The 19,323-nt window shown below is 69.7% G+C and carries 15 protein-coding genes; 10 read left to right on the top strand and 5 right to left on the bottom strand.

The genetic code is table 11. The annotated features are described in order from the left end of the window. Positions 1 to 3 precede the first annotated feature (3 nt). Positions 4 to 483 (top strand): OsmC family protein, encoded by a 480-nt coding sequence (locus ACPW96_RS05890; protein WP_425817413.1) that lies wholly within the window; start codon positions 4 to 6, stop codon positions 481 to 483. A 33-nt stretch (positions 484 to 516) separates the two neighbouring features. On the opposite strand, the gene ACPW96_RS05885 is transcribed toward ACPW96_RS05890, so the two are convergent. Next, entirely contained in the window at positions 517 to 1,293 is a 777-nt protein-coding gene (locus ACPW96_RS05885) for a lysophospholipid acyltransferase family protein (protein WP_425817415.1), read from the bottom strand. Positions 1,294 to 1,407: 114 nt separating this feature from the next. Here ACPW96_RS05885 and ACPW96_RS05880 point away from each other — a divergent pair, with 114 nt between their 5' ends. Both ACPW96_RS05880 and dxr read left to right on the top strand, forming a co-directional pair. After that, positions 1,408 to 2,352, top strand: coding sequence for an FKBP-type peptidyl-prolyl cis-trans isomerase (locus ACPW96_RS05880; protein ID WP_425817417.1), 945 nt, complete (start codon positions 1,408 to 1,410; stop codon positions 2,350 to 2,352). Positions 2,353 to 2,427: 75 nt separating this feature from the next. Continuing rightward, positions 2,428 to 3,513, top strand: a complete 1,086-nt coding sequence (gene dxr / locus ACPW96_RS05875; RefSeq protein ID WP_425882328.1) for a 1-deoxy-D-xylulose-5-phosphate reductoisomerase — start codon at positions 2,428 to 2,430, stop codon at positions 3,511 to 3,513. 188 nt (positions 3,514 to 3,701) lie between these two features. On the opposite strand, the gene ACPW96_RS05870 is transcribed toward dxr, so the two are convergent. Further along, complete coding sequence (locus tag ACPW96_RS05870; RefSeq protein WP_425817420.1) at positions 3,702 to 5,327, bottom strand: Mur ligase family protein; 1,626 nt, start codon at positions 5,325 to 5,327, stop codon at positions 3,702 to 3,704. A gap of 100 nt (positions 5,328 to 5,427) precedes the next feature. Between ACPW96_RS05870 and ACPW96_RS05865 the strand changes: the two genes are divergently transcribed. From ACPW96_RS05865 to ACPW96_RS05855, 3 genes are all read left to right on the top strand, one after another. Continuing rightward, positions 5,428 to 6,774: a M50 family metallopeptidase gene (locus ACPW96_RS05865; protein ID WP_425882327.1), complete on the top strand. Its 1,347-nt coding sequence runs from the start codon at positions 5,428 to 5,430 to the stop codon at positions 6,772 to 6,774. 166 nt (positions 6,775 to 6,940) lie between these two features. Then, positions 6,941 to 7,309, top strand: coding sequence for a YciI family protein (locus ACPW96_RS05860; protein WP_425817426.1), 369 nt, complete (start codon positions 6,941 to 6,943; stop codon positions 7,307 to 7,309). A gap of 3 nt (positions 7,310 to 7,312) precedes the next feature. After that, positions 7,313 to 8,548 (top strand): RNA polymerase sigma factor, encoded by a 1,236-nt coding sequence (locus tag ACPW96_RS05855; RefSeq protein ID WP_425882326.1) that lies wholly within the window; start codon positions 7,313 to 7,315, stop codon positions 8,546 to 8,548. Between the two features lie 13 nt (positions 8,549 to 8,561). Here ACPW96_RS05855 and ACPW96_RS05850 read toward each other — a convergent pair whose 3' ends face one another. Beyond that, on the bottom strand, positions 8,562 to 10,517 hold the full coding sequence (locus tag ACPW96_RS05850) for an anthranilate synthase family protein (RefSeq protein WP_425882325.1): 1,956 nt from the start codon (positions 10,515 to 10,517) through the stop codon (positions 8,562 to 8,564). Between the two features lie 203 nt (positions 10,518 to 10,720). Between ACPW96_RS05850 and ispG the strand changes: the two genes are divergently transcribed. Further along, positions 10,721 to 11,872 carry a flavodoxin-dependent (E)-4-hydroxy-3-methylbut-2-enyl-diphosphate synthase gene (ispG, locus tag ACPW96_RS05845; protein ID WP_425882324.1) on the top strand — a complete coding sequence of 384 codons (1,152 nt, stop codon included), beginning with the start codon at positions 10,721 to 10,723 and terminating at the stop codon, positions 11,870 to 11,872. A 3-nt stretch (positions 11,873 to 11,875) separates the two neighbouring features. Here ispG and ACPW96_RS05840 read toward each other — a convergent pair whose 3' ends face one another. Then, on the bottom strand, positions 11,876 to 12,106 hold the full coding sequence (locus ACPW96_RS05840) for a hypothetical protein (RefSeq protein ID WP_425882323.1): 231 nt from the start codon (positions 12,104 to 12,106) through the stop codon (positions 11,876 to 11,878). Between the two features lie 11 nt (positions 12,107 to 12,117). Here ACPW96_RS05840 and ACPW96_RS05835 point away from each other — a divergent pair, with 11 nt between their 5' ends. Next, positions 12,118 to 14,397: a PKD domain-containing protein gene (locus ACPW96_RS05835; RefSeq protein WP_425882322.1), complete on the top strand. Its 2,280-nt coding sequence runs from the start codon at positions 12,118 to 12,120 to the stop codon at positions 14,395 to 14,397. An 81-nt stretch (positions 14,398 to 14,478) separates the two neighbouring features. Here the strand turns inward: ACPW96_RS05835 and ACPW96_RS05830 are convergent, their stop codons facing one another. Further along, the gene (locus ACPW96_RS05830; protein ID WP_425882321.1) at positions 14,479 to 15,498 is read right to left on the bottom strand and encodes a 1-aminocyclopropane-1-carboxylate deaminase; all 1,020 of its coding nucleotides are present in this window, start codon (positions 15,496 to 15,498) and stop codon (positions 14,479 to 14,481) included. 323 nt (positions 15,499 to 15,821) lie between these two features. Here ACPW96_RS05830 and ACPW96_RS05825 point away from each other — a divergent pair, with 323 nt between their 5' ends. Continuing rightward, positions 15,822 to 17,162, top strand: a complete 1,341-nt coding sequence (locus ACPW96_RS05825) for a DUF222 domain-containing protein (protein WP_425882320.1) — start codon at positions 15,822 to 15,824, stop codon at positions 17,160 to 17,162. Positions 17,163 to 17,370: 208 nt separating this feature from the next. Further along, the gene (locus ACPW96_RS05820) at positions 17,371 to 19,170 is read left to right on the top strand and encodes a proline--tRNA ligase (protein ID WP_425882319.1); all 1,800 of its coding nucleotides are present in this window, start codon (positions 17,371 to 17,373) and stop codon (positions 19,168 to 19,170) included. Positions 19,171 to 19,323 lie beyond the last annotated feature (153 nt).

The raw sequence follows: 19,323 nt of genomic DNA, 5'->3' as shown, positions 1-19,323 counted from the left end.
GGCATGTTGGGCGAGCACCGCTACCGGGTCACCGCGACGTGGACGGGCAACCGGGGATCCGGCACCTCGGGCTACCGCGATTACGCGCGCGATGTGGATCTCGAGATCGAGGGCAAGCCCTCCGTGCTCGCGTCGTCGGACAAGCCGTTCCGGGGCGACCCGGGCCGCTGGAACCCGGAGGACCTGCTGGTGTCGGCGCTCGCCGAGTGCCACCTGCTGTCGTACCTGCACGCGTGCGTCACGGCGGGCGTCGTCGTGGTGGCGTATCGCGACGACGCGAGCGGCCTGATGGTGGAGGACGGCAAGGGTGGGGGAGCGTTCGCCGAGGTGACGCTGCGCCCGCACGTGACCGTGGCCGACGCGTCGATGGTGGATGCCGCGACCGCGGCGCATGCGCAGGCGAACGCCTGGTGCTTCATCGCGAACTCGGTCAACTTCCCGGTGCGCCATGAGCCGACGATCGAGGTAGCCCCACCTTCGTGATGCGGAACCCCGGTCGCTGAGCGTGTCGAAGCGCTAGAGGCGCTCGTGCGGCAGCACGCGGCGGATCTTCTCTACCGTGCCCTGTGCGGGGGTCTCGTTGAACTCGTTCGCCAGCTTCTGGCCCGACAGCGCATGGATCGCGGTCATGATGTCATCGGTGGCCAGGCGACGCGCCCTGCCGGAGGTCGCGGCCCCGTGATGGCGGAGTTCGAGGGGCTCGCCGAAGCGGACCGTGATGCGCTTGTTGATCGACGGCATCTTGGCGCCCACGGGCATGACGTCGTCGGTGCCGATGAGCCCGACGGGAACGACGGGCGCGCCGGTCTGGAGGGCGAGGAAGGCCACTCCGGTGCGGCCCTTGTAGAGCCGGCCGTCGAGGGAGCGGGTGCCCTCAGGGTACAGAGCGACGGCGCTGCCGGATTCGAGCAGCGTGCGCTGCTGGCCGAGGGCGTCGAGCGCGGCCTTGCCCGCGCCGCGGTGAACGGCGATCGCGCCGATCGATGTGAAGAAGGTCCGCGAGAACCAGCCGGAGACTCCGGCGCCTTCGAAGTAGTCCGCCTTCGCGAGGAAGTGCACCGGTCGTGGGGCGGCGACCGGGATGGCGATGGAGTCGATGAACGACAGGTGGTTGCTGGCGAAGATGACGGGGCCGGTGAGGGGCACATGCGCGCGGCCCTCGATGTGCGGCCGGTAGATGAGGCGCGCGAGCGGACGGATGATGCCACGGCCGATCGCGTAGGTGGAGCCCATACGCGCCTCGGGCGGGTCGACGGGGGCCGATTCGGGGTCGGCGGTCTCGTCGGAAGTCATCCGATGAGGGTACTCCCGATCGCATGCCGGGATGGGCATGGGGGTTCACAGCGGAGTCCTAGGCAAAGTGCGGGAGGATGAGGAGCTCCCCTTCTCTCTACACCGAGGATTTCCGTGCGCATCCGACCCCTTGCCGCCCTGTCCACCGTCGCGCTCGCGACCGTCCTGCTCGCAGGGTGCAGCGGCGGGACGCCAGAGGCGGCACCGTCGCCCTCGAGCTCTGCCGGTGCCGACCTGTGCTCCGTCGCCGCTCCGGGAGGAGACGTCGTGGATGCCGTCACCGTGAGCGGCGAAGTGGGGCAGTCCGCCGCCGCGGAATTCGCGGCGCCCCTCGAGGTGAGCAGCGCAGAGCGCGCCGTTGCCATCGAGGGCGATGGTGCGGCGATCAGTGACGGCGACTACGTCCAGTACGCCGTTGCGGTCTTCGACGCCGCGACCGGCGAGACGCTGCAGGAGGCCGGATTCGGCGATGCGCCGCTTCCCGCCGAGCCGATCACCCTCGGATCCGGCGCCGATCAGTTCTTCGGCTGCGCGACCGAGGGTTCGCGCATCGTGATGACCGTTCCGCCCGCCCAGGAAGGCGGAGCGCAGGTCTACGTGATCGACGTCCTCGGGATCACCCCAGCGGCCGAGTGGTGCGCCCCCGAGGAGCCGGGGGAGAGCTTCCCCTCGGTGGAGTGGTCTGCGGATGCCGCACCCACGGTCACGATTCCTCCGACCGAGCCGCCAGCCGAGGTGCAGCTCGAGGTTCTCAACGAGGGTGACGGCGACGTCGTCCAGCCCGGTGACAGCGTCACCGTGAACTACACAGGCGTCAAGTGGAGCGATGGCACCACGTTCGATTCCAGCTGGGAGCGCGGCGAGCCCGCCACCTTCACCACGACCGGAGTGGTCGCGGGGTTCAAGAGCGCCCTCGAGGGACAGAAGGTGGGATCCACCGTCGTCGTCAGCATGCCTCCCGTCTGCGGTTACGGCGAGACCGGGACGAGCCAGCATGAGCTCGCCGGTGAGACCCTCGTCTTCGTCGTCGACATCGTCGAGGCCGCGCGTCCGGAGTAGTCCGACAGCTCTTCCGGAAGCGACCCGCGCCCCTCGGGGGCCGGGTCGCTTCTGCGTGCTCGCTAGGCTGACGGGATGCGCCGCGTTCTCGTTCTGGGGTCAACCGGGTCAATCGGCACGCAGGCGCTGGAGGTGATCCGCGCGAATCCCCGGCGATTCGAGGTGGTGGGCCTCGCGGCCGGCTCGGACCGCGTCGGCATGGAGGCCCAGGCCGCGTCATTCGCCGTCGAGCACACCGCGCTGGGTGCCGACGAGGCGGAGCAGCTCGTACGGGATGTCGAGGCCGATGTCGTGCTGAACGGCATCACCGGCTCGGTCGGCCTCGGACCGACGCTCGCCGCCCTGGAGTGCGGGCGCACCCTGGCCCTCGCGAACAAGGAGTCGCTCATCGTGGGCGGCGAGCTCGTCACCGCGATCGCCGCACCGGGCCAGATCGTCCCGGTCGACTCCGAGCACTCGGCGATCGCGCAGGCTCTGCGATCGGGGTCCGACTCGGAGGTGCGGCGCATCGTGCTGACCGCCTCGGGCGGGCCCTTCCGCGGCCGCTCGCGCGCCGAGCTCGAGGGCGTCACACCGGCCGAGGCGCTCGCTCACCCCACATGGGACATGGGGCGCGTCGTCACGACGAATTCGGCGACCCTGGTGAACAAGGGACTCGAGGTGATCGAGGCCCACCTGCTCTTCGACATGGACTACGACGACATCGACGTCGTCGTTCACCCCCAGTCAATCGTGCACTCGATGGTGGAGTTCGTCGACGGCTCGACGATCGCCCAGGCATCGCCCCCCGATATGAGGCTTCCCATCTCGCTCGGGCTGGACTGGCCGAACCGCGTCGGCGGAGTGGGGCGGCCGCTGGACTGGACGACCGCGACATCCTGGACCTTCGAACCGCTGGACGACGCCGCGTTCCCGGCCGTGCGGCTCGCCAAGCGCGTCGGCCGCGCCGGCGGCACGTTCCCCGCGGTCTTCAACGCCGCCAACGAACAGGCCGTCGATGCGTTCCACGAGGGTCGGCTCAGCTTCCCGGGCATCGTGGAACTCGTGGAGCGGGTGGTGGAGTCGCACGAGCCGGAGAGCCCCCTCACGCGCGAGTCACTCGCTGCGGCCGAGACGTGGGCGCGGGATGCCGCCGACCGGGCGATCGCCGCGGCATCCTGAGCCACCCGGCTTCCTCTCCCTACCGTTCCGCGTGCGACCGCGCCGAACGCACGGCTTGCCGCCCGGCGCACGGCCAAGCTGCGTCACTAAGCCGTGCGCCGGACGCGAAGCCGTGCGCTCGGGAAGCCGCGTCGCGAAGCCGTGCGCTCGGGAAGCTGCGTCGCGAAGCCGTGCGCTCGGGCGGCGACTCAGTCGGGGTACGGGACCGGCCAGTGCGGCTCCGGTACCGGCCAGCCGGCGTCGCGCAGCGCGCGGCGCGCGAGCTCGCGCGCGGAGTACGGGGTGCGCACCCCGCGGATGTCCCGGTAGTCCTGGTGACCCGGACCGGCCCAGAGGATCGCATCGCCCTCGCCGACGAGCTTCACGGCCTCGACGATCGCGGTCTCGGGCGGTGAGTACTCGTAGATCTCGGCATCCGGCCGCGCCCGGCGTGCGCCTTCCAGCAGGGTCGCCCTGATGGATGCCGGATCCTCGAAGCGGGGATGGTGGTCGGTGATGATCAGGATGTCGCTGCCCTCGACGGCCGTCCGGCCCATGTCGTGGCGCTTCGTCGCATCCCGGTCGCCGTCCGCGCCGAAGAGCATCACGACCTTGCCCGGGGTCACGCGACGAACGGCGGCCAGCGTCTTCTCGAACGCGTCGGGGGAATGGCCGAAGTCGACGAAGACGGCGGGTCCGCTGTCGCCGGAAACACGCTCGGTGCGCCCCGGCAGATAGGCGCGGATGCCGCGATCGCGCGCGAGCGCCGCCACGATGTCGTCCCACTCGTAGCCGCCCTCGAGCATCATCACGATCGACATACCGGCGTTGGCCGCCATGTGCGGACCGATCACGGGCACGATGGACGTCAGTGCGCGACCGTTCCGCCCCGTCAGAGTGAACTCCGTGCCGGTCTGGCGCTCCTCTCCGATCGTCACGACCCAGTCCGCAGCCTCGGCCTCGGCCGGGTCGGCGGCGATCGCGGGCGTGCCGACAGTCGTGACCGGCACCTCGGCCCGCGCGACGACCTCGCCCCCGGCGGCGGAATCGAGCGAGATGACGGCCCTGCGCGCCCGGTCGGGGCGGAACAGGGGCAGCTTCGCCTCGAAGTACTCCCGCATGTCGGCGTAGTCGTCGAGGTGGTCGTGGCTCAGGTTGGTGAAGGCCGCGACATCGAACACGATGCCGTCGACCCGTCGCCGCGAGAGCGCCTGTGCGCTCACCTCGACGGCCACCGCTTCCACCCCCCGCTCGCGCATGAGCGCGAGCAGGGCGTGCATCTCGGATGCCTCCGGAGTGGTCAGCCGGGACACGATGACGTGCCCGGCGATGTGCCGCTCAGCGGTCGAGGACAGGCCGGTCGTGACGCCGAGCTGCGAGAGCAGCCCCTCGAGCACGTGCGACACGCTGGTCTTGCCGTTCGTGCCCGTCGTGCCGAAGAGGATCGGCAGGTCATCGTCCTGACCCGTGCCGTACACCCACGCGGAGAGGGTGCCGAGCACCCCTCGGGGATCGTCGACGACGGCGATGGGGAGACCGCTGGATGCCGCGATCTCGGCCCCCTCGGCATCCGTGACGATGGCGACGGCGCCCTTCTCGGCTGCCGCCTCGGCCAACTCCGCGCCGTGTCGGTGAACCCCGCGGATCGCGACGAAGGCCTCGCCAGCCCGCAGGTCGGCCGTCGCGAGGGTGATGCCCGTCAGGGTCACGCCCGCGGCGTCGCCGCGGAGTTCAGCGCCGAAGCGCTCCGCCAGTTCGGTGAGCGATCTGCGAGGAGGCCGCTCCGGACGGAGAACGGGAGGAATGCGCGCGGCGGCGGCGTCGTCGGTCGGCATGGCGCATCCATGTTCTCATACGCCGCCCCCGCTCCCGCAGGCGGCCGATCTCGTCGAAGAACCTGGGCGTTCTCAAAGCAACGGCGAGTACCGTTGCGGTGTGAACGTCGTCCCGTACCTCATCGGCATCGCCGTCATCGTCGTGGGACTGGCCGTCTCGATCGCCCTGCACGAGATCGGCCATCTCGTGCCGGCGAAGAGGTTCGGCGTCCGCGTCGGCCAGTACATGATCGGGTTCGGGCCCACGCTGTGGTCGCGCACGTACGGGGAGACGCAGTACGGGGTGAAGGCGATTCCGCTCGGCGGCTACATCTCCATGGCAGGCATGTATCCGCCGTCGCCCAAGGAGGCGGCGAGAGCGGCGGCCCGGCACCGCGACGGCCGCGCAGGCGGCGGCTTCTTCGCCACGATGGTGCAGGATGCCCGGTCAGCCAACGACGAGACGCTGCACGGCGAAGACGACGATCGCGTCTTCTACAAGCTGCCGGTCTACAAGCGCATCATCATCATGCTCGGCGGACCGGTGATGAACCTGCTCTTTGCGATCTTCCTCTTCACCGTGCTCTTCAGCGCCATCGGCATCCAGCAGGGCACGACCACCGTCGCAACGGTCTCCGAATGCGTGGTGCCCGCCGGTTCGACGCAGACCGATTGCACCGCGTCCGACCCCGTGGCCCCCGCGGCTGCCGCCGGCATGCTGCCCGGCGATGTCATCCTCTCGATCGACGGCACAGAGGTGTCGACCTTCGATGACGCCTCCACGATCATTCGTGAGTCCCCCGGACAGCAGCTGGCGATCGTCGTCGAGCGCGACGGCGAGCAGCTCACCCTGCAGGCGACGCCCCTCCTCGCGGAGCGTCCCACCTACGACGCCGCAGGGCAGGAGGTCGTCGACGAGAACGGTGACCTGGTCACCGTCGAGGTCGGATTCCTCGGCGTCCGACCGGTGTCGGGCCTCGTTCGTCAGCCGATCTCTGCGGGACCGGAGGCGGCGTTCGAGAACGTGGGCGCCGTCGCGGGCATCGTGGTGCAGCTTCCCGTCAAGCTGTACGGGATCGCCGAGTCGCTGCTCACGGGCGGCGAGCGGGATCCGGAAGGCCCTCTCAGCGTCGTCGGCGTCGGTCTCATCGCCGGCGAAGTCGCCGCGCAGGACGCGCCGATCCTGAGCCGAGTGGCCGCCATGCTGGGCCTGGTGGCGTCGCTGAACATCGCGCTGTTCGTCTTCAACCTGATCCCGCTGCTGCCACTCGACGGCGGCCACATCGCCGTCGCCCTGTGGGAGGGCGTCAAGCGGGTGTGGGCGAAGGTCTTCCGGCGTCCGCCGCCGAAGCCGGTCGATGCGACCAAGCTCGTTCCCGTCACGTTCGTGGTCGTGGTGCTGCTCATCGCCATGGGCGCACTCCTGCTGCTCGCGGACATCTTCAACCCGGTGCAGCTCTTCAACTAGCGGCCCGCGCCACTACGTCCCGCGAAAGGACGCAAACGGCGCTTCCCGGGCCCCAGGAAGCGCCATTTGCGTCCTTTCGCGAGGGGTTTTCTCGGCGGATGTCGAATTCGGTCTTGCCCGTTCGCTGTAGGGGTGCAAGGTTCACATCGACCGAAGGAGACGAACCATGAAGTACGTCATCATGTTCACGAGCCGGCCCGACCTCGACGCCGCCGTCCCGCCCGAACGCGCGCAGGAGGTCTACGGCCGCATCTACGAGTGGTTCGGGGAGCACGCCACCGTCATCACGGACTCCGGTGCCGAGTTGCAGCCGGCCACCACCGCGACGACGGTCAAGCACGGCGAGTCCGGCCCCGTCGTCGTCGATGGCCCGTTCGCCGAGAGCAAGGAGGTGATCGGGGGCTTCAGCGTCATCGATGTGCCCGACCTCGACGCCGCGATCGCCCTCGCGAAGACGTGGCCGTCCCTCGACCTTCCTGGTGTCGCCATCGAGATCCGTCCGATGGTCGAGGACTACAGCCAGTTCGAGGCGTGAGCGATGGATGCCGCGGCGGGGAGTGACGGCTTCGCCCAGCGAGGCCCGGCCGCGGCATCCGATCTCGCCCTCGCCCGTGTCGTGCGCGCCGAGAACGCCCGGCTCGTCGGGTCACTGGCGGCGCGGATCGGCGATCTCGACGTCGCCGAGGAGGCGGTGGCGGATGCCGTCGCCGAAGCGCTGCGTGAGTGGCGGCAGCGCGGCATCCCGCCGAACCCGGCCGCCTGGCTGTCGACGGCGGCGCGGCACAACGCGCTCGACCGCCTGCGACGCGAGCGCGTGTACCGCGACAAGCTGTCGCTGCTCGCGCGAGAGCCGGCGCCGGTCGACGTGGACGAACGGCTGCCGCTGCTGTTCGGCTGCTGTCACCCGGCGATCGCGCCGGCCGCGCAGCTGGCACTCACGCTCCGGGCCGTATGCGGCGTGACCACCGCGCAGATCGCGCGGGTCACGATCACGCCGGAGGCCACGATCGCACAGCGGATCGTGCGGGCAAAGCGCAAGATCGCCGCGGCGGGCGTGCCCCTGCGGGTGCCCGAGGGAAGCGAACTGGCGGAGCGCCTCGATATCGTGCTGACCGTCGTCTCGGCCATGTACACGCAGGCGCATCTGATGCCGGGCAGCGGCGCCGCCACGGATCGCGATGTCGCCGACGACGCCATCTGGCTGGCACGCGTGGTGAGCGACGCGCTGCCGCGAGAGCCCGAGGCGCGGGGACTGCTCGCGCTGCTGCTCTTCCACCGAGCCCGCGACGACGCCCGCGACAACGACGGGGAGCTCGTGCTGCTCGACGCTCAGGACCGCGCCGCCTGGGACCCCGCGCTTCTGCAGGAAGGGCGCGCCCAGCTCGAGCGCTGCGCCGAGGCCAAGCGACCGGGACGCTTCCAGCTGCAGGCAGCGATCGCCGCGTGCCATGCGGACGCCGCGACGCCCGCGGACACCGACTGGCTGCAGATCCTGACGCTTTACGACGTGCTGCTGCGGTGGGACGACTCGCCGGTCGTTCGCCTGAATCGGGCGGTCGCGCTCGGTAGGGTCGATGGTCCCTCCGCCGCACTCGCCGAAGTCGACGCCCTGCGCGACGCGCTCGCGGGATTCCACCTCTGGCACGCGGTGCGGGCGGAGATGCTGCGGGGGGTCGGCCGCGATCGGGAGGCGACGGACGCGGACCTGCAAGCGCTGGAGCTGACCGCGAACGAGGCCGAGCGTCGCCTGCTCTCGACCCGGGCGGGGCTGTAGCCCGCCCGCGAGATCAGGCCGGCACGGGCGCGAGGGCCTGGGTGATGAGCCTTTCGAGGGTCTCCATGCCGTCGTGCGACAGGATCGACTCGAGGTGACCCTGCACCGACGAGAACGACGGGCCGCGGAGGGCGTAGACGTCTCCGGTGACCGGGTCCGCGGCGATCTCCGCCGGGCCCCTGCGGGTGGTATCCGGCGCGACGCGGGCGGTGAAGGTGTTGTAGAAGCCGATCGACGCCTCTGCCCCGAACACCTCCACGCTCTTCTGAAGTCCCTGGTGCGGTCGGTCGAGGGGGGCCAGCTCGATCCCGAGGCGGTCGGCCAGGATCTGGTGGCTCAGGCACACGGCCAGCAGTGGCCGCCCGGCATCCAATCGGCGAGCCACGACGTCGCGCATCCGTTTCATGCGCGGATTGCCCGGTTCGCGGGGGTCTCCGGGGCCGGGGCCCGAGACGACGAGCTCGGCGTCGTCGACCTGCTCATCGGTCACCTCGTTCCACGGCACGATGCGGGCGTCGAGCCCGAGGTGCCGCAGCTGGTGAGCGAGCATCGTGGTGAAGCGATCTTCGGCATCGACCACCAGGGCGCTGTGCCCGGCGAACGGGCCGCCGTCGGCGGCATCCTGCGGATTCAGCCAGAACGGCGCCAGCCGGGAGTTCCGCGAGGCCAGCAGCCCCGCGATCTGCGGGTCGTCGCCGAGCGCGCGCGGCGCGGCCGGCGCATCCGGATCCTCTGCGCCGGGGCCGCCCTGCGGCACGGCCGGGATGTCCCGCGGGACCGCCCCGATGGCACCGAGCACGCCGGCCGCCTTGCCGTGGGTCTCGCTCACCTCGCCGTAGGGGTCCGAGTGCCGCACGAGTGTCGCCCCGACCGGCACCCGCAGCATCCCGTCGACCAGGTAGGCCGTGCGGATGAGGATCGGCGCGTCGAGGTCGTGAGATGCGGCGCCGTCATGTGATGCGGCACCCTGGCCGGCCGCGCCGGCGGCCGGCGTGAACAGCGCCGCGACCCCGGAGTAGTAGCCGCGGGGTGACCGCTCGTGGCGCTGGATGACCGTGCAGGCGTTCTGCATCGGCGAACCGGTCACCGTCGGGGCGAACATCGTCTCGCGCAGGATGTCGCGCGGATCCAGACGGCTCCGGCCGCTGAGCATGTACTCCGTGTGGGTCAGGCGCGACATCTCCTTGAGATGCGGGCCGGTGATACGGCCGCCGTCGGTGCAGACGGCGCTCATCATCTTGAGCTCCTCATCGACCACCATGAACAGCTCCTCCGTCTCCTTCGTGCTGGAGAGGAACTCCGTCAGGGTCTCGGCCGTCGCGCCGCCGGCCGGGTGGCGGAACGTGCCGGAGATCGGGTTCATGGTGACCAAGCCGCCGCGCGCGCTGACGTGCGCCTCGGGGCTCGCCCCCACCGCGACGTGCCCCGGCGTGACGATCGCGAAGGTCCAGTATGCGCCGCGCTCGTGCGCGAGCAGGGCGCGGAACCAGGTCAGCGCGGCGACGCGCGGATCGGCATCCACCCCCGCCCTGAAATCGCGCCTGATGACGAAGTTCGCCCCCTCGCCCCGCCCGATCTCGTCGGCGATCACCGTCTCGACGATGCCGGCGTAGACGTCGTCGGCGATGTCGAAGCCGGGTCGCTCGAGGGGGATGGGTTCGCTGGGAAGCAGCGTGAGGGCGAGCTCCACGGGCACTCGTGTGCGATCCCGAACGATCAGGCACCGCAGCGGCGCCCCGTCGTCGTGAGCGGCGAAGCCGCGCTCCCGCACCTGCCGGTAGGGGACGAGCGCGAGCACCTCCTGGGCGGTGCCCGCGGCATCCAGCAGAGGGATGTCGGCGAGCAGTTCGACGTCGACGACGTCACCGGTCAGGATCTCGACGTCGGGGGAGCCCTCACGGGCGATGAGCGCGAACGGGGCGTCGCCTTCGCGCAGGAGGGGGAGGATGTCGGGGACAGTCCCGGTCATCGTCGGCCTTTCGTGGTCCGGGCGGTCGCTCACGCAGAAAGACCGCCGTGCGGCGGTCTGTGATCTGGGAACGCGAACACACCGCCTAGGAGGCGGGCCACCAGGAGGTGTGCGCGAACATGGGGCGAACCTACCACAGGGCACCCCCGCTCGCTCAGCCGCCCTCCAGCCCCGGAGGGTGGGCACCGCGTAGGCTGAGGAGCGTGCCAGCTGTGAATATCGGGATGCCGAAAGTGCCCGAGGTCCTCGCCCCCCGTCGCAAGTCCCGCCAGATCAAGGTCGGCAAGGTGCTCGTGGGCGGCAACGCACCGGTGAGCGTGCAGTCGATGACGACGACGCCGACCACGAACATCAACGCCACCCTGCAGCAGATCGCCGAGCTGACGGCATCCGGGTGCGAGATCGTGCGCGTCGCCGTGCCGTCGCAGGACGACGCCGACGTGCTGCACATCATCGCCAAGAAGAGCCAGATCCCGGTCATCGCCGACATCCATTTCCAGCCCAAGTACGTCTTTCAGGCGATCGACGCGGGATGCGCCGCGGTGCGCGTGAACCCGGGCAACATCCGCAAGTTCGACGACCAGGTCGGTGCCATCGCGAAGGCCGCGAAGGACGCCGACGTCAGCCTGCGCATCGGCGTCAACGCGGGCTCGCTCGATCCGCGCCTGCTCGAGAAGTACGGCAAGGCGACACCCGAGGCGCTCGCCGAGAGCGCACGCTGGGAGGCGTCGCTGTTCGAGGAGCACGACTTCCACGACTTCAAGATCTCGGTCAAGCACAACGACCCGGTCATCATGGTCAAGGCCTACCGCCTGCTCGCCGCGATGGGCGATTGGCCGCTGCACCTCGGCGTGACCGAGGCGGGCCCCGCGTTCCAGGGCACGATCAAGAGCGCCACGGCGTTCGGCATCCTGCTGGGCGAGGGCATCGGCGACACGATCCGCGTCTCGCTCTCGGCGCCTCCGGCCGAAGAGGTCAAGGTCGGGCACCAGATCCTGCAGTCGCTCAACCTGCGGGAACGCAAGCTCGAGATCGTCTCCTGCCCCTCGTGCGGGCGTGCCCAGGTCGATGTCTACACCCTGGCCGATGATGTCACCGAGGGGCTCAAGGACATGACCGTTCCGCTGCGTGTGGCCGTCATGGGCTGCGTGGTGAACGGCCCGGGCGAAGCACGGGAGGCGGACCTCGGGGTCGCCTCCGGCAACGGCAAGGGCCAGATCTTCGTCAAGGGCCAGGTCATCAAGACGGTGCCCGAGGCCGACATCGTCGCGACCCTCATCGAGGAGGCGAACCGGCTCGCCGACGAGATGGGGCCGGATGCCGCGATCGGCACGGCGCAGGTCGTTACGAGCTAGCGCTCAGTAGAGCGAGCCGCCGCTGTCCCGGACGTCGTTTCCGGTGTCGAGGGTCGTGCGGACCGCGATCGTGAGGGCGCGCGCGATTTCGGTGAGCGGAAGCGTCGGGATGTCGCCCGAGAGGCGTTCGTCCGCGGGCTGGCAGGAGTTGCGAGGGCGGAGTAGAGTCCGGGACTGAGCTGCCCTCCCCGCCGACGGCGACCACTCCGGTGCCCGCGGGGTTCGCGCGAACATGGAGGTTCGCGATGCGCGCCAACCGAAACCGCCGGACCGTCTCTCTCGCGCTGGTCGGTTCCACCGCTCTCGTGCTGGCCGCCTTGACCGGCGCGCCGCCCGCGATCGCCGGCCACGGCACCTTCACGGTCTCGGCGGGCATCTACCGGATCCCCTACGCGAACGGCACGACTCTGATCGTGACGAACGACCACCACAACCACGGCAACCCGACCCCGAACCAGGGAAATGACCGCATCGACATGCGCGCCGACGCGACGCCGACGACCGTTGTGGCCGCCGCCTCGGGAGTGGTCATGGCGATCGTCGACATCCACGGCAACTCGGACCCCGACGGAGACGGCGTGGGCAACGGGGACGGTCGCGACGTCAACGGCCTCTCCGGTCAGCTCCTGGCCGATGGGGTGACGGTCCACGCGGACGCGCTCGAGCACAGCTGCCAGGACGCGTCCGAGGACCTCGACTCGGACGGCGTCCTCGATCCCGGCGAGGATCTGGATGCCGATGGGGTGCTGGACACGACGGTACCCAACAGCGCAGTCATCACCGTCTGCCAGAACTACAACAACTACATCTGGATCGAGCATCCGAACGGGGAATGGAGCAAGTACACGCACCTGCAGACCGGTTCGATCACGGGCGGACCCGGCAACCTCTCGGTCGGCGACACGGTGCAGGTCGGAGACCCCCTCGGAATCGAGGCGGACATCGGGAGGGCGACCGGCCGCCACCTGCACCACGAGGTGGCGGTCCGCACCGATCCCACCGATGACACTCCGTTCTCGAGCGGCTCCTTCATCCCCGGCGCCATCCCGGGCGGGGGGAACGAGTCGCCGACCGGTCCCGCCGTCACCGGGTACTACGCCGGTGGATTCATCCAGGGCTCGAACCTCGTCCCGTTCGTCTGCGACATCCCGGGCAACCTCTACGCCGACAGCACCAGCAGTCCCGGCAACGACGCATTCACCGCGAATCCGTGCACGAACACCGCCCCCACCGCGTCCGCCGGTGGGCCGTACGCCGTCGATGAGGGCTCCGCGACCCAGCTCGATGGCACCGGAAGCAGCGACCCCGAGAACGCCATCCTCACCTACTCGTGGTCGCCCGCCGACCGGCTCGACGACCCGAGCCTGGCGACGCCGACCTACACGGCGCTCGATGACACCGTCGATGACATCGACCTGACGGTCAGCGACATCGGCGGAGACGTGACGGCGGGCACCGCACTGACGGACACCGCCACGGCCACGGTCACGGTGCTGAACGTGCCGCCGACGGTGACCGCGACCGGCGATGCGATCGACGAGGCCGGAACGGCGACGGTGAGCGCCACCTTCACCGATCCGGGCACGCTCGACACTCACACCGCGACGATCGACTGGGGTGACGGAACCGCTCCGGCGCCCGTTTCCATCGCCGCGCTCGCCGCGGGCGTCGATCACGTCTACGGGGACAACGGGGACTACGAGGTCACCGTCACGGTGACCGACGACGACGCGGGGGCGGGGAGCGACGTGGCCGTCGTGAGCGTCGCGAACCTCGATCCCGTAGTCGACCTGGACCTGTCGGGTCAGATCTCGTTCCCCGGCGGGGATTACTTCGTCGTGGGCGCAGGGGAGGTGCTGCCACTCGCCGCCGAGGGCACCGACGCCGGCTCGGACGACCTGACGTTCGCCTGGAGCACGGGCGATGTGAACACCTACTACAACGATCCCGCCGAGACGCCCGATCCACCGCTGAGCCCTCTCGGGACGTTCCCGTTCGGGGCCGATGACGCGATCGACGCCGTGGCGGACTCGCCCGGCGCACAGGTGCTGACGCTGACGCTGTCGGATGACGACGGTGGAACCGACGCAACGGATGCCGGGGCTCTCGTCACCGGGATCGCCGATGATGCCCGCAGCAGCGGATGGTGGAAGCACCAGTACTCCGGGTCAGGTGCCCCGCACATCGACGAGGCGACGGCGGTCGCGTACCTCGACATCGTGGGGGCGGTCTCCAGCGTCTTCTCCGAGCACGTCGCCGCATCGACCCCACCCGAGGCCCACGACGTGCTCTCCTCAGGCGGCGACCCGCGCGCGCGAGCAACCGCGGAGCTGCTGATCGCGTGGCTTCAGTTCGCCAGCGGCGCGGTGGAGTACGACGCGACGGTATCTCTGCAGGGAGGCGCGGCGGTGGAGTACCTCGAGCTGATGTTCACCGCGGAGGAGACGATTCTGGACCCGTCCGCAACGAAGACCGAGTTGCGCGATCTCGAGAAGGACCTGCAGAGGGTGGTCCACGCCGACTGAGTGCGTCGTGCATCCGGGCGTCGGGGATCCGGCATGCGGATCTCGCCGCCCAGCATCCGCCCCCGCGTCACTCTCTCCGCATTACGGCCAGAGGGAGTGATACGCGTTTATCGCCGGCTGCCCTCCGAGGTGGGCATACAGCACGTTCGACGTCGACGGGATGTCGCCCGACCGCACGAGATCGATGAGCCCCGCGAGCGACTTCCCTTCGTAGACGGGATCGGTGATCATCGCCTCGAGCTGTGCGCCGAGCGCCATCGCCTCCATCGTCGACTCGACGGGGAGGCCGTAGAGTTCCCCCGCCCATCCGTCGAGCACCTGGATCTCGTCATCCCTCAGTTCGCGACCCAGTTCGATCAGCTCGGCCGTGTTGCGGGCGATGCGGCTCACCTGCTCGGTCGTCTTGGCGAGCGTGGCCGACGCGTCGATCCCGAGCACCCTCCGCCTCACCCCGGTGAGCTCTTCGAGGGCGGCGAAGCCGGCGATCATGCCGGCGTGCGTGGAGCCGGTCACGGTGCAGACGATGATCGTGTCGAAGGTGATGCCCAGGGCCTTCTCCTGCTCGGCGAGCTCGAACGCCCAGTGCGCGAACCCCAGTCCGCCGAGCGGGTGCTCCGAGGCGCCTGCAGGGATGGCGTAGGGCTTGCCACCGGATGCCTCGACCTCCTGCAACGCGGCCTTCCATGAGTCCCGGACGCCGATGTCGAATCCGGCGTCGTCGAGGCGGGAGTCCGCGCCCATCATGCGGGAGAGGAGTAGGTTCCCGACGCGGTCGTTGGTCGGGTCGTCCCAGGGGACCCACTTCTCCTGGACGAGCCGTGCCTTGAGGCCGAGGTGCGCCGCAACGGCGGCGACCTGCCGGGTGTGGTTCGACTGGTAGCCCCCGATGGAGACCAGCGTGTCGGCGCCGGAGGCCAGCACATCCGGCACGATGTACTCCAGCTTGCGCGTCTTGTTGCCGCCGTACGCGAGTCCGCTCGAGACGTCTTCCCGCTTGGCCCACACCTGTGCCCCGCCCAGGTGCTGCGTGAGTCGCTTCAGGTGCTGGAGCGGGCTCGGTCCGAAGGTGAGCGGATAGCGGGGGAATTCGGCGAGCTTCATGTCGGTTCGTCCTCGGGTTTGGATGATCAGGGAAGAGGTGCGGGTATACGGGCTGAGAGCGAGGCGTCTAGGCGGTCGTGCGCGGATCGGTCCGGGCGTTGCGTTCTGTGGATGATGTGGTCCGCGAGCCTCTTTCGCCTCGGTGCGCGCTTTCATGGATCGCGGGTTGCCTGCAATATATTGCATACAGCACGGCGGCCGTTGTCAACTTGGGGGCTCTCGGCTCGAGATCCGGCTAGGGGGCGCGAGTTGGAGGCGGGCTCCCGCTTGCGGCTAGCCTGAGCCGTCGGTAGAGTGTCGGAGGTATGTTCTAACCTTGAGGCATGCTGAACGATCCCGCCGATGGCCTCCATCCGGATCCCGCTAAGGATCCCGAGCCCGAGCGCGACGCCGATTGCGAAGGCGAGTGGGACGTGCGCGCCGAGTGGGCGCCGCCGATCCCGGATGCCGTGGATCTCGTCGTCGAGACTCAGACGATGCTCTCCGTCTTCGCGGCGCAGCAGTTCGTCCGTGTGGATGCGATGCGCCTCGGCGCTCTGGGGGATGCGCTCCTCCACGGCTTCGAGCTGACGCAGGTCATCGAGCGCTCGATCCGGCTGGAGCTGGCGTCGGCGCTCGCGATCACCGAAGCTGCCGCGAGCGACCTGATCGAGCACGCTGAGGCGCTCGTCCACCGCTATCCCGCCGCTCTCGAGTCGCTCGCGGCAGCGCGTATGACCGCGCGTCACGCGGCCATCCTGGTCGGGGCGATCGACGGGGTGGAGCCCGAGCTGCGAGCCCGGCTTCTGCCCCGCGCGGTCGAGTTGGCGGAGTCGCTGCCCGTGGGAGCGTTCCGGCGAAAGCTGCGCGCCGTCATCGATTCGGTTCGATCCATCACACTCGCAGAACGCCACGAGCGAGCGGTGACGACGCGAAGGGTGGTCATCGAGCCCGCCGATGACGGGATGGCGTGGTTGGGTGCCTACATTCCGGCGGTCGAGGCGCATGCTGTGCACGGCCGGCTGACCGCGACCGCGAAGCTGCTCGCGGAGGGCGAAGGCGAGCTGCGGTCGCTCGACCAGCTCCGCGCTGATGTCCTCGGCGACATCCTTCTCGACGGTGTCACCGACCTCCTGCCGCCCGAGGTGCGGGGGATTCGACCGACGGTGGTCGTCACCGTCCCCGCGCTCGCTCTCCTCGACCGAAACGGCGGTGGGAGCAGCGAGCCCGCGACCGTCGAGGGCGTGGGGCCGATCACGATGGAGCGGGCTCGCGAGCTCTGCAGCGGTGCCGCGGGGTGGATGCGGGTGCTGACCCACCCCGAGACGGGAATCGTGTTATCCGTCGGTCGGACGCACTACCGGCCGCCGCCCGAACTCCGTCGGCTCGTGCGATGGCGGGCGGAGCGGTGCATGGCGCCGGGATGTGGGATACCGGCTTCTCGATGCCAGATCGACCACAACATGGCCTGGGAGCACGGCGGGATGACGGCACTCGAAAATCTGGCGCCGTTCTGCCAGGGCCACCACACCGTGAAACACCACGGGCGATGGCGGGTGGAGCAGATCGAGGGCAGCGGCGGCGCGATTCTGTGGACGTCGCCGACCGGCCGGTCCTACCGTGTCGAGCCGGAACGAAGCGTGCCGGTATTCGTTCCTTCCGACGAGGCAGCCGCAACGTTCTGAGGTAGACCCCGTGCGGGGGCTCCGCCCCACGCCCCTGGCTCGCTGACGCGCGCCTCTGTGTGGGGCTCCGCCCCACGCCCCTGGCTCGCTGACGCGCGCCTCTGTGTGGGGCTCCGCCCCACGCCCCTGACTCGCTGACGCGCGCCTCTGTGTGGGGCTCCGCCCCACGCCCCTGGCTCGCTGACGCGCGCCCCTAGACTTGACCCTCGTGGTCACCCGTCTCTCGCACTACTTCCTCCGCACGCTCCGCGAAGACCCCGCCGATGCGGAGGTCACCTCCCACCGGCTGCTCGTGCGCGCCGGCTACATCCGCCGCCAGGCGCCGGGGATCTTCGCGTGGCTGCCGCTCGGACTCAAGGTCAAGGCCAAGATCGAGGCGATCATCCGCGACGAGATGGCGAACGCCGGTGCGTACGAGGTGCACTTCCCCGCGCTCGTGCCGCGGGACCCGTATGAGCAGTCCGGCCGATGGGAGACGTACGGCAACGGCATCTTCCGTCTGAAGGACCGCAAGGACGCCGACTACCTGCTCGCGCCCACGCACGAAGAGCTGTTCACGCTGCTCGTGAAAGATCTCTACTCCTCGTACAAGGATCTTCCGCTGGCGATCTATCAGATCCAGGACAAGTACCGGGACGAGGCCCGCCCGCGTGCCGGTCTCCTGCGCGGTCGCGAGTTCACGATGAAGGATGCGTACTCGTTCGACTACACCGACGAGGGGCTGGATGCCTCCTACCAGCGACAGCGGGACGCGTACGAGCGCATCTTCCAACGGCTCGGACTCGAGTACGTCATCGTCGCGGCCGACAACGGGCTGATGGGTGGTGCCCGCAGCGAGGAGTTCCTGCACCCCACGGCGATCGGCGAGGACACCTTCGTCCGCTCGGCAGGCGGCTACGCGGCGAACGTGGAGGCCTTCACGACCGTCGCGCCCGAGGCGATCCCCTTCGACGATCTTGCCGAACCCGTCATCTTCGATTCCCCGAACACCCCCACGATCGCGACACTCGTCGCCCACGCAAATGCGCACCTCGACGCCCCGGCGCCCGGTATCGCGGGTCCGGCGACGGACGCCGCAGCGGAGTGGACGGCCGCGCACACGCTCAAGAACGTGGTGCTCGCCCTCACCCACCTCGACGGCACGCGCGAGGTCGTCATCGTCGGCATCCCGGGGGATCGGGATATCGACGAGAAGCGGGTGGAGGTCGCGTTCGCTCCGGCGGCCGTAGAGCAGGCGACGGAGGCGGACTTCGAGAAGAACCCGCTCCTCGTCAAGGGGTACATCGGACCGTGGTCGCCGACCGGCGCCGTGTTCGGCGAAGAGTCGGCCACCGGCATCCGGTATCTGCTGGACCCGCGCGTCGTCGACGGCACCGCCTGGATCACCGGCGCCAACGCCGATGAGAAGCACGTGCATACTCTGGTCGCCGGTCGCGACTTCTTCGGCGACGGATTCATCGAGGTCGCCGACGTGCGAGAGGGCGATCCGGCTCCGGACGGCTCGGGTCCCGTCGAGCTCGCCCGCGGCATGGAGATCGGGCACGTGTTCCAGCTCGGCCGATTCTTCGCCGACGTACTGGGGCTCAAGGTGCTCGATGAGAACGGCAAGCTGGTCACGGTGACGATGGGCTCTTACGGCATCGGCGTCACGCGCATCCTCGCCAACATCGCCGAGCTCAACAACGACGAGAAGGGGCTCATCTGGCCCGCTTCCGTCGCGCCGTTCGACGTTCACGTGGTGGCCGCCGGCAAGGATCCCGTCGTCTTCGAGGTCGCCGAGCAGCTCTCCGCCGATCTGGAAGCCGCCGGTCTGGACGTCCTCTTCGACGACCGTCCGAAGGTCTCGCCGGGCGTGAAGTTCGGCGACGCCGAGCTCGTCGGTGTTCCCCAGCTCATCGTCGTCGGGCGCGCCGCGGCGGAAGGGCACGTGGAGCTGTGGGATCGGCGATCCGGAGCGCGCGACACTGTTCCCGTCGCCGACGCCGTGCAGCGACTTCGCTCGCGGTAGCGACGCGGGGCCGGCAGCGACGCGGGGCCGGCAGCGACAACGCATCGGCGCGGGGCATCCCGATCCCGATTCGTCACCCGACGTTCACCCTGCGGTTCTCCTCCGCGTCAAAGTGTGCGGGAATGCTGGAAGTCGCACACCCGACATGGAGGA

Source organism: Micromonospora sp. DT81.3, from assembly GCF_049847225.1.
Lineage (GTDB): Bacteria > Actinomycetota > Actinomycetes > Actinomycetales > Microbacteriaceae > Microbacterium.
This window is presented reverse-complemented; position numbering and strand designations above follow the sequence as displayed.

What these genes read in the sequence shown, in the direction of transcription:
- ACPW96_RS05850 (WP_425882325.1), bottom strand. Translation starts at nt 10,517, where the DNA reads ATGACCGGGACTGTCCCCGACATCCTCCCCCTCCTGCGCGAAGGCGAC.
- ACPW96_RS05860 (WP_425817426.1), top strand. Translation starts at nt 6,941, where the DNA reads ATGAAGTACGTCATCATGTTCACGAGCCGGCCCGACCTCGACGCCGCC.
- ACPW96_RS05825 (WP_425882320.1), top strand. Translation starts at nt 15,822, where the DNA reads ATGCTGAACGATCCCGCCGATGGCCTCCATCCGGATCCCGCTAAGGAT.
- ACPW96_RS05830 (WP_425882321.1), bottom strand. Translation starts at nt 15,498, where the DNA reads ATGAAGCTCGCCGAATTCCCCCGCTATCCGCTCACCTTCGGACCGAGC.
- ACPW96_RS05835 (WP_425882322.1), top strand. Translation starts at nt 12,118, where the DNA reads ATGCGCGCCAACCGAAACCGCCGGACCGTCTCTCTCGCGCTGGTCGGT.
- ACPW96_RS05890 (WP_425817413.1), top strand. Translation starts at nt 4, where the DNA reads ATGTTGGGCGAGCACCGCTACCGGGTCACCGCGACGTGGACGGGCAAC.
- dxr (WP_425882328.1), top strand. Translation starts at nt 2,428, where the DNA reads ATGCGCCGCGTTCTCGTTCTGGGGTCAACCGGGTCAATCGGCACGCAG.
- ACPW96_RS05855 (WP_425882326.1), top strand. Translation starts at nt 7,313, where the DNA reads ATGGATGCCGCGGCGGGGAGTGACGGCTTCGCCCAGCGAGGCCCGGCC.
- ACPW96_RS05840 (WP_425882323.1), bottom strand. Translation starts at nt 12,106, where the DNA reads ATGTTCGCGCGAACCCCGCGGGCACCGGAGTGGTCGCCGTCGGCGGGG.
- ACPW96_RS05885 (WP_425817415.1), bottom strand. Translation starts at nt 1,293, where the DNA reads ATGACTTCCGACGAGACCGCCGACCCCGAATCGGCCCCCGTCGACCCG.
- ACPW96_RS05870 (WP_425817420.1), bottom strand. Translation starts at nt 5,327, where the DNA reads ATGCCGACCGACGACGCCGCCGCCGCGCGCATTCCTCCCGTTCTCCGT.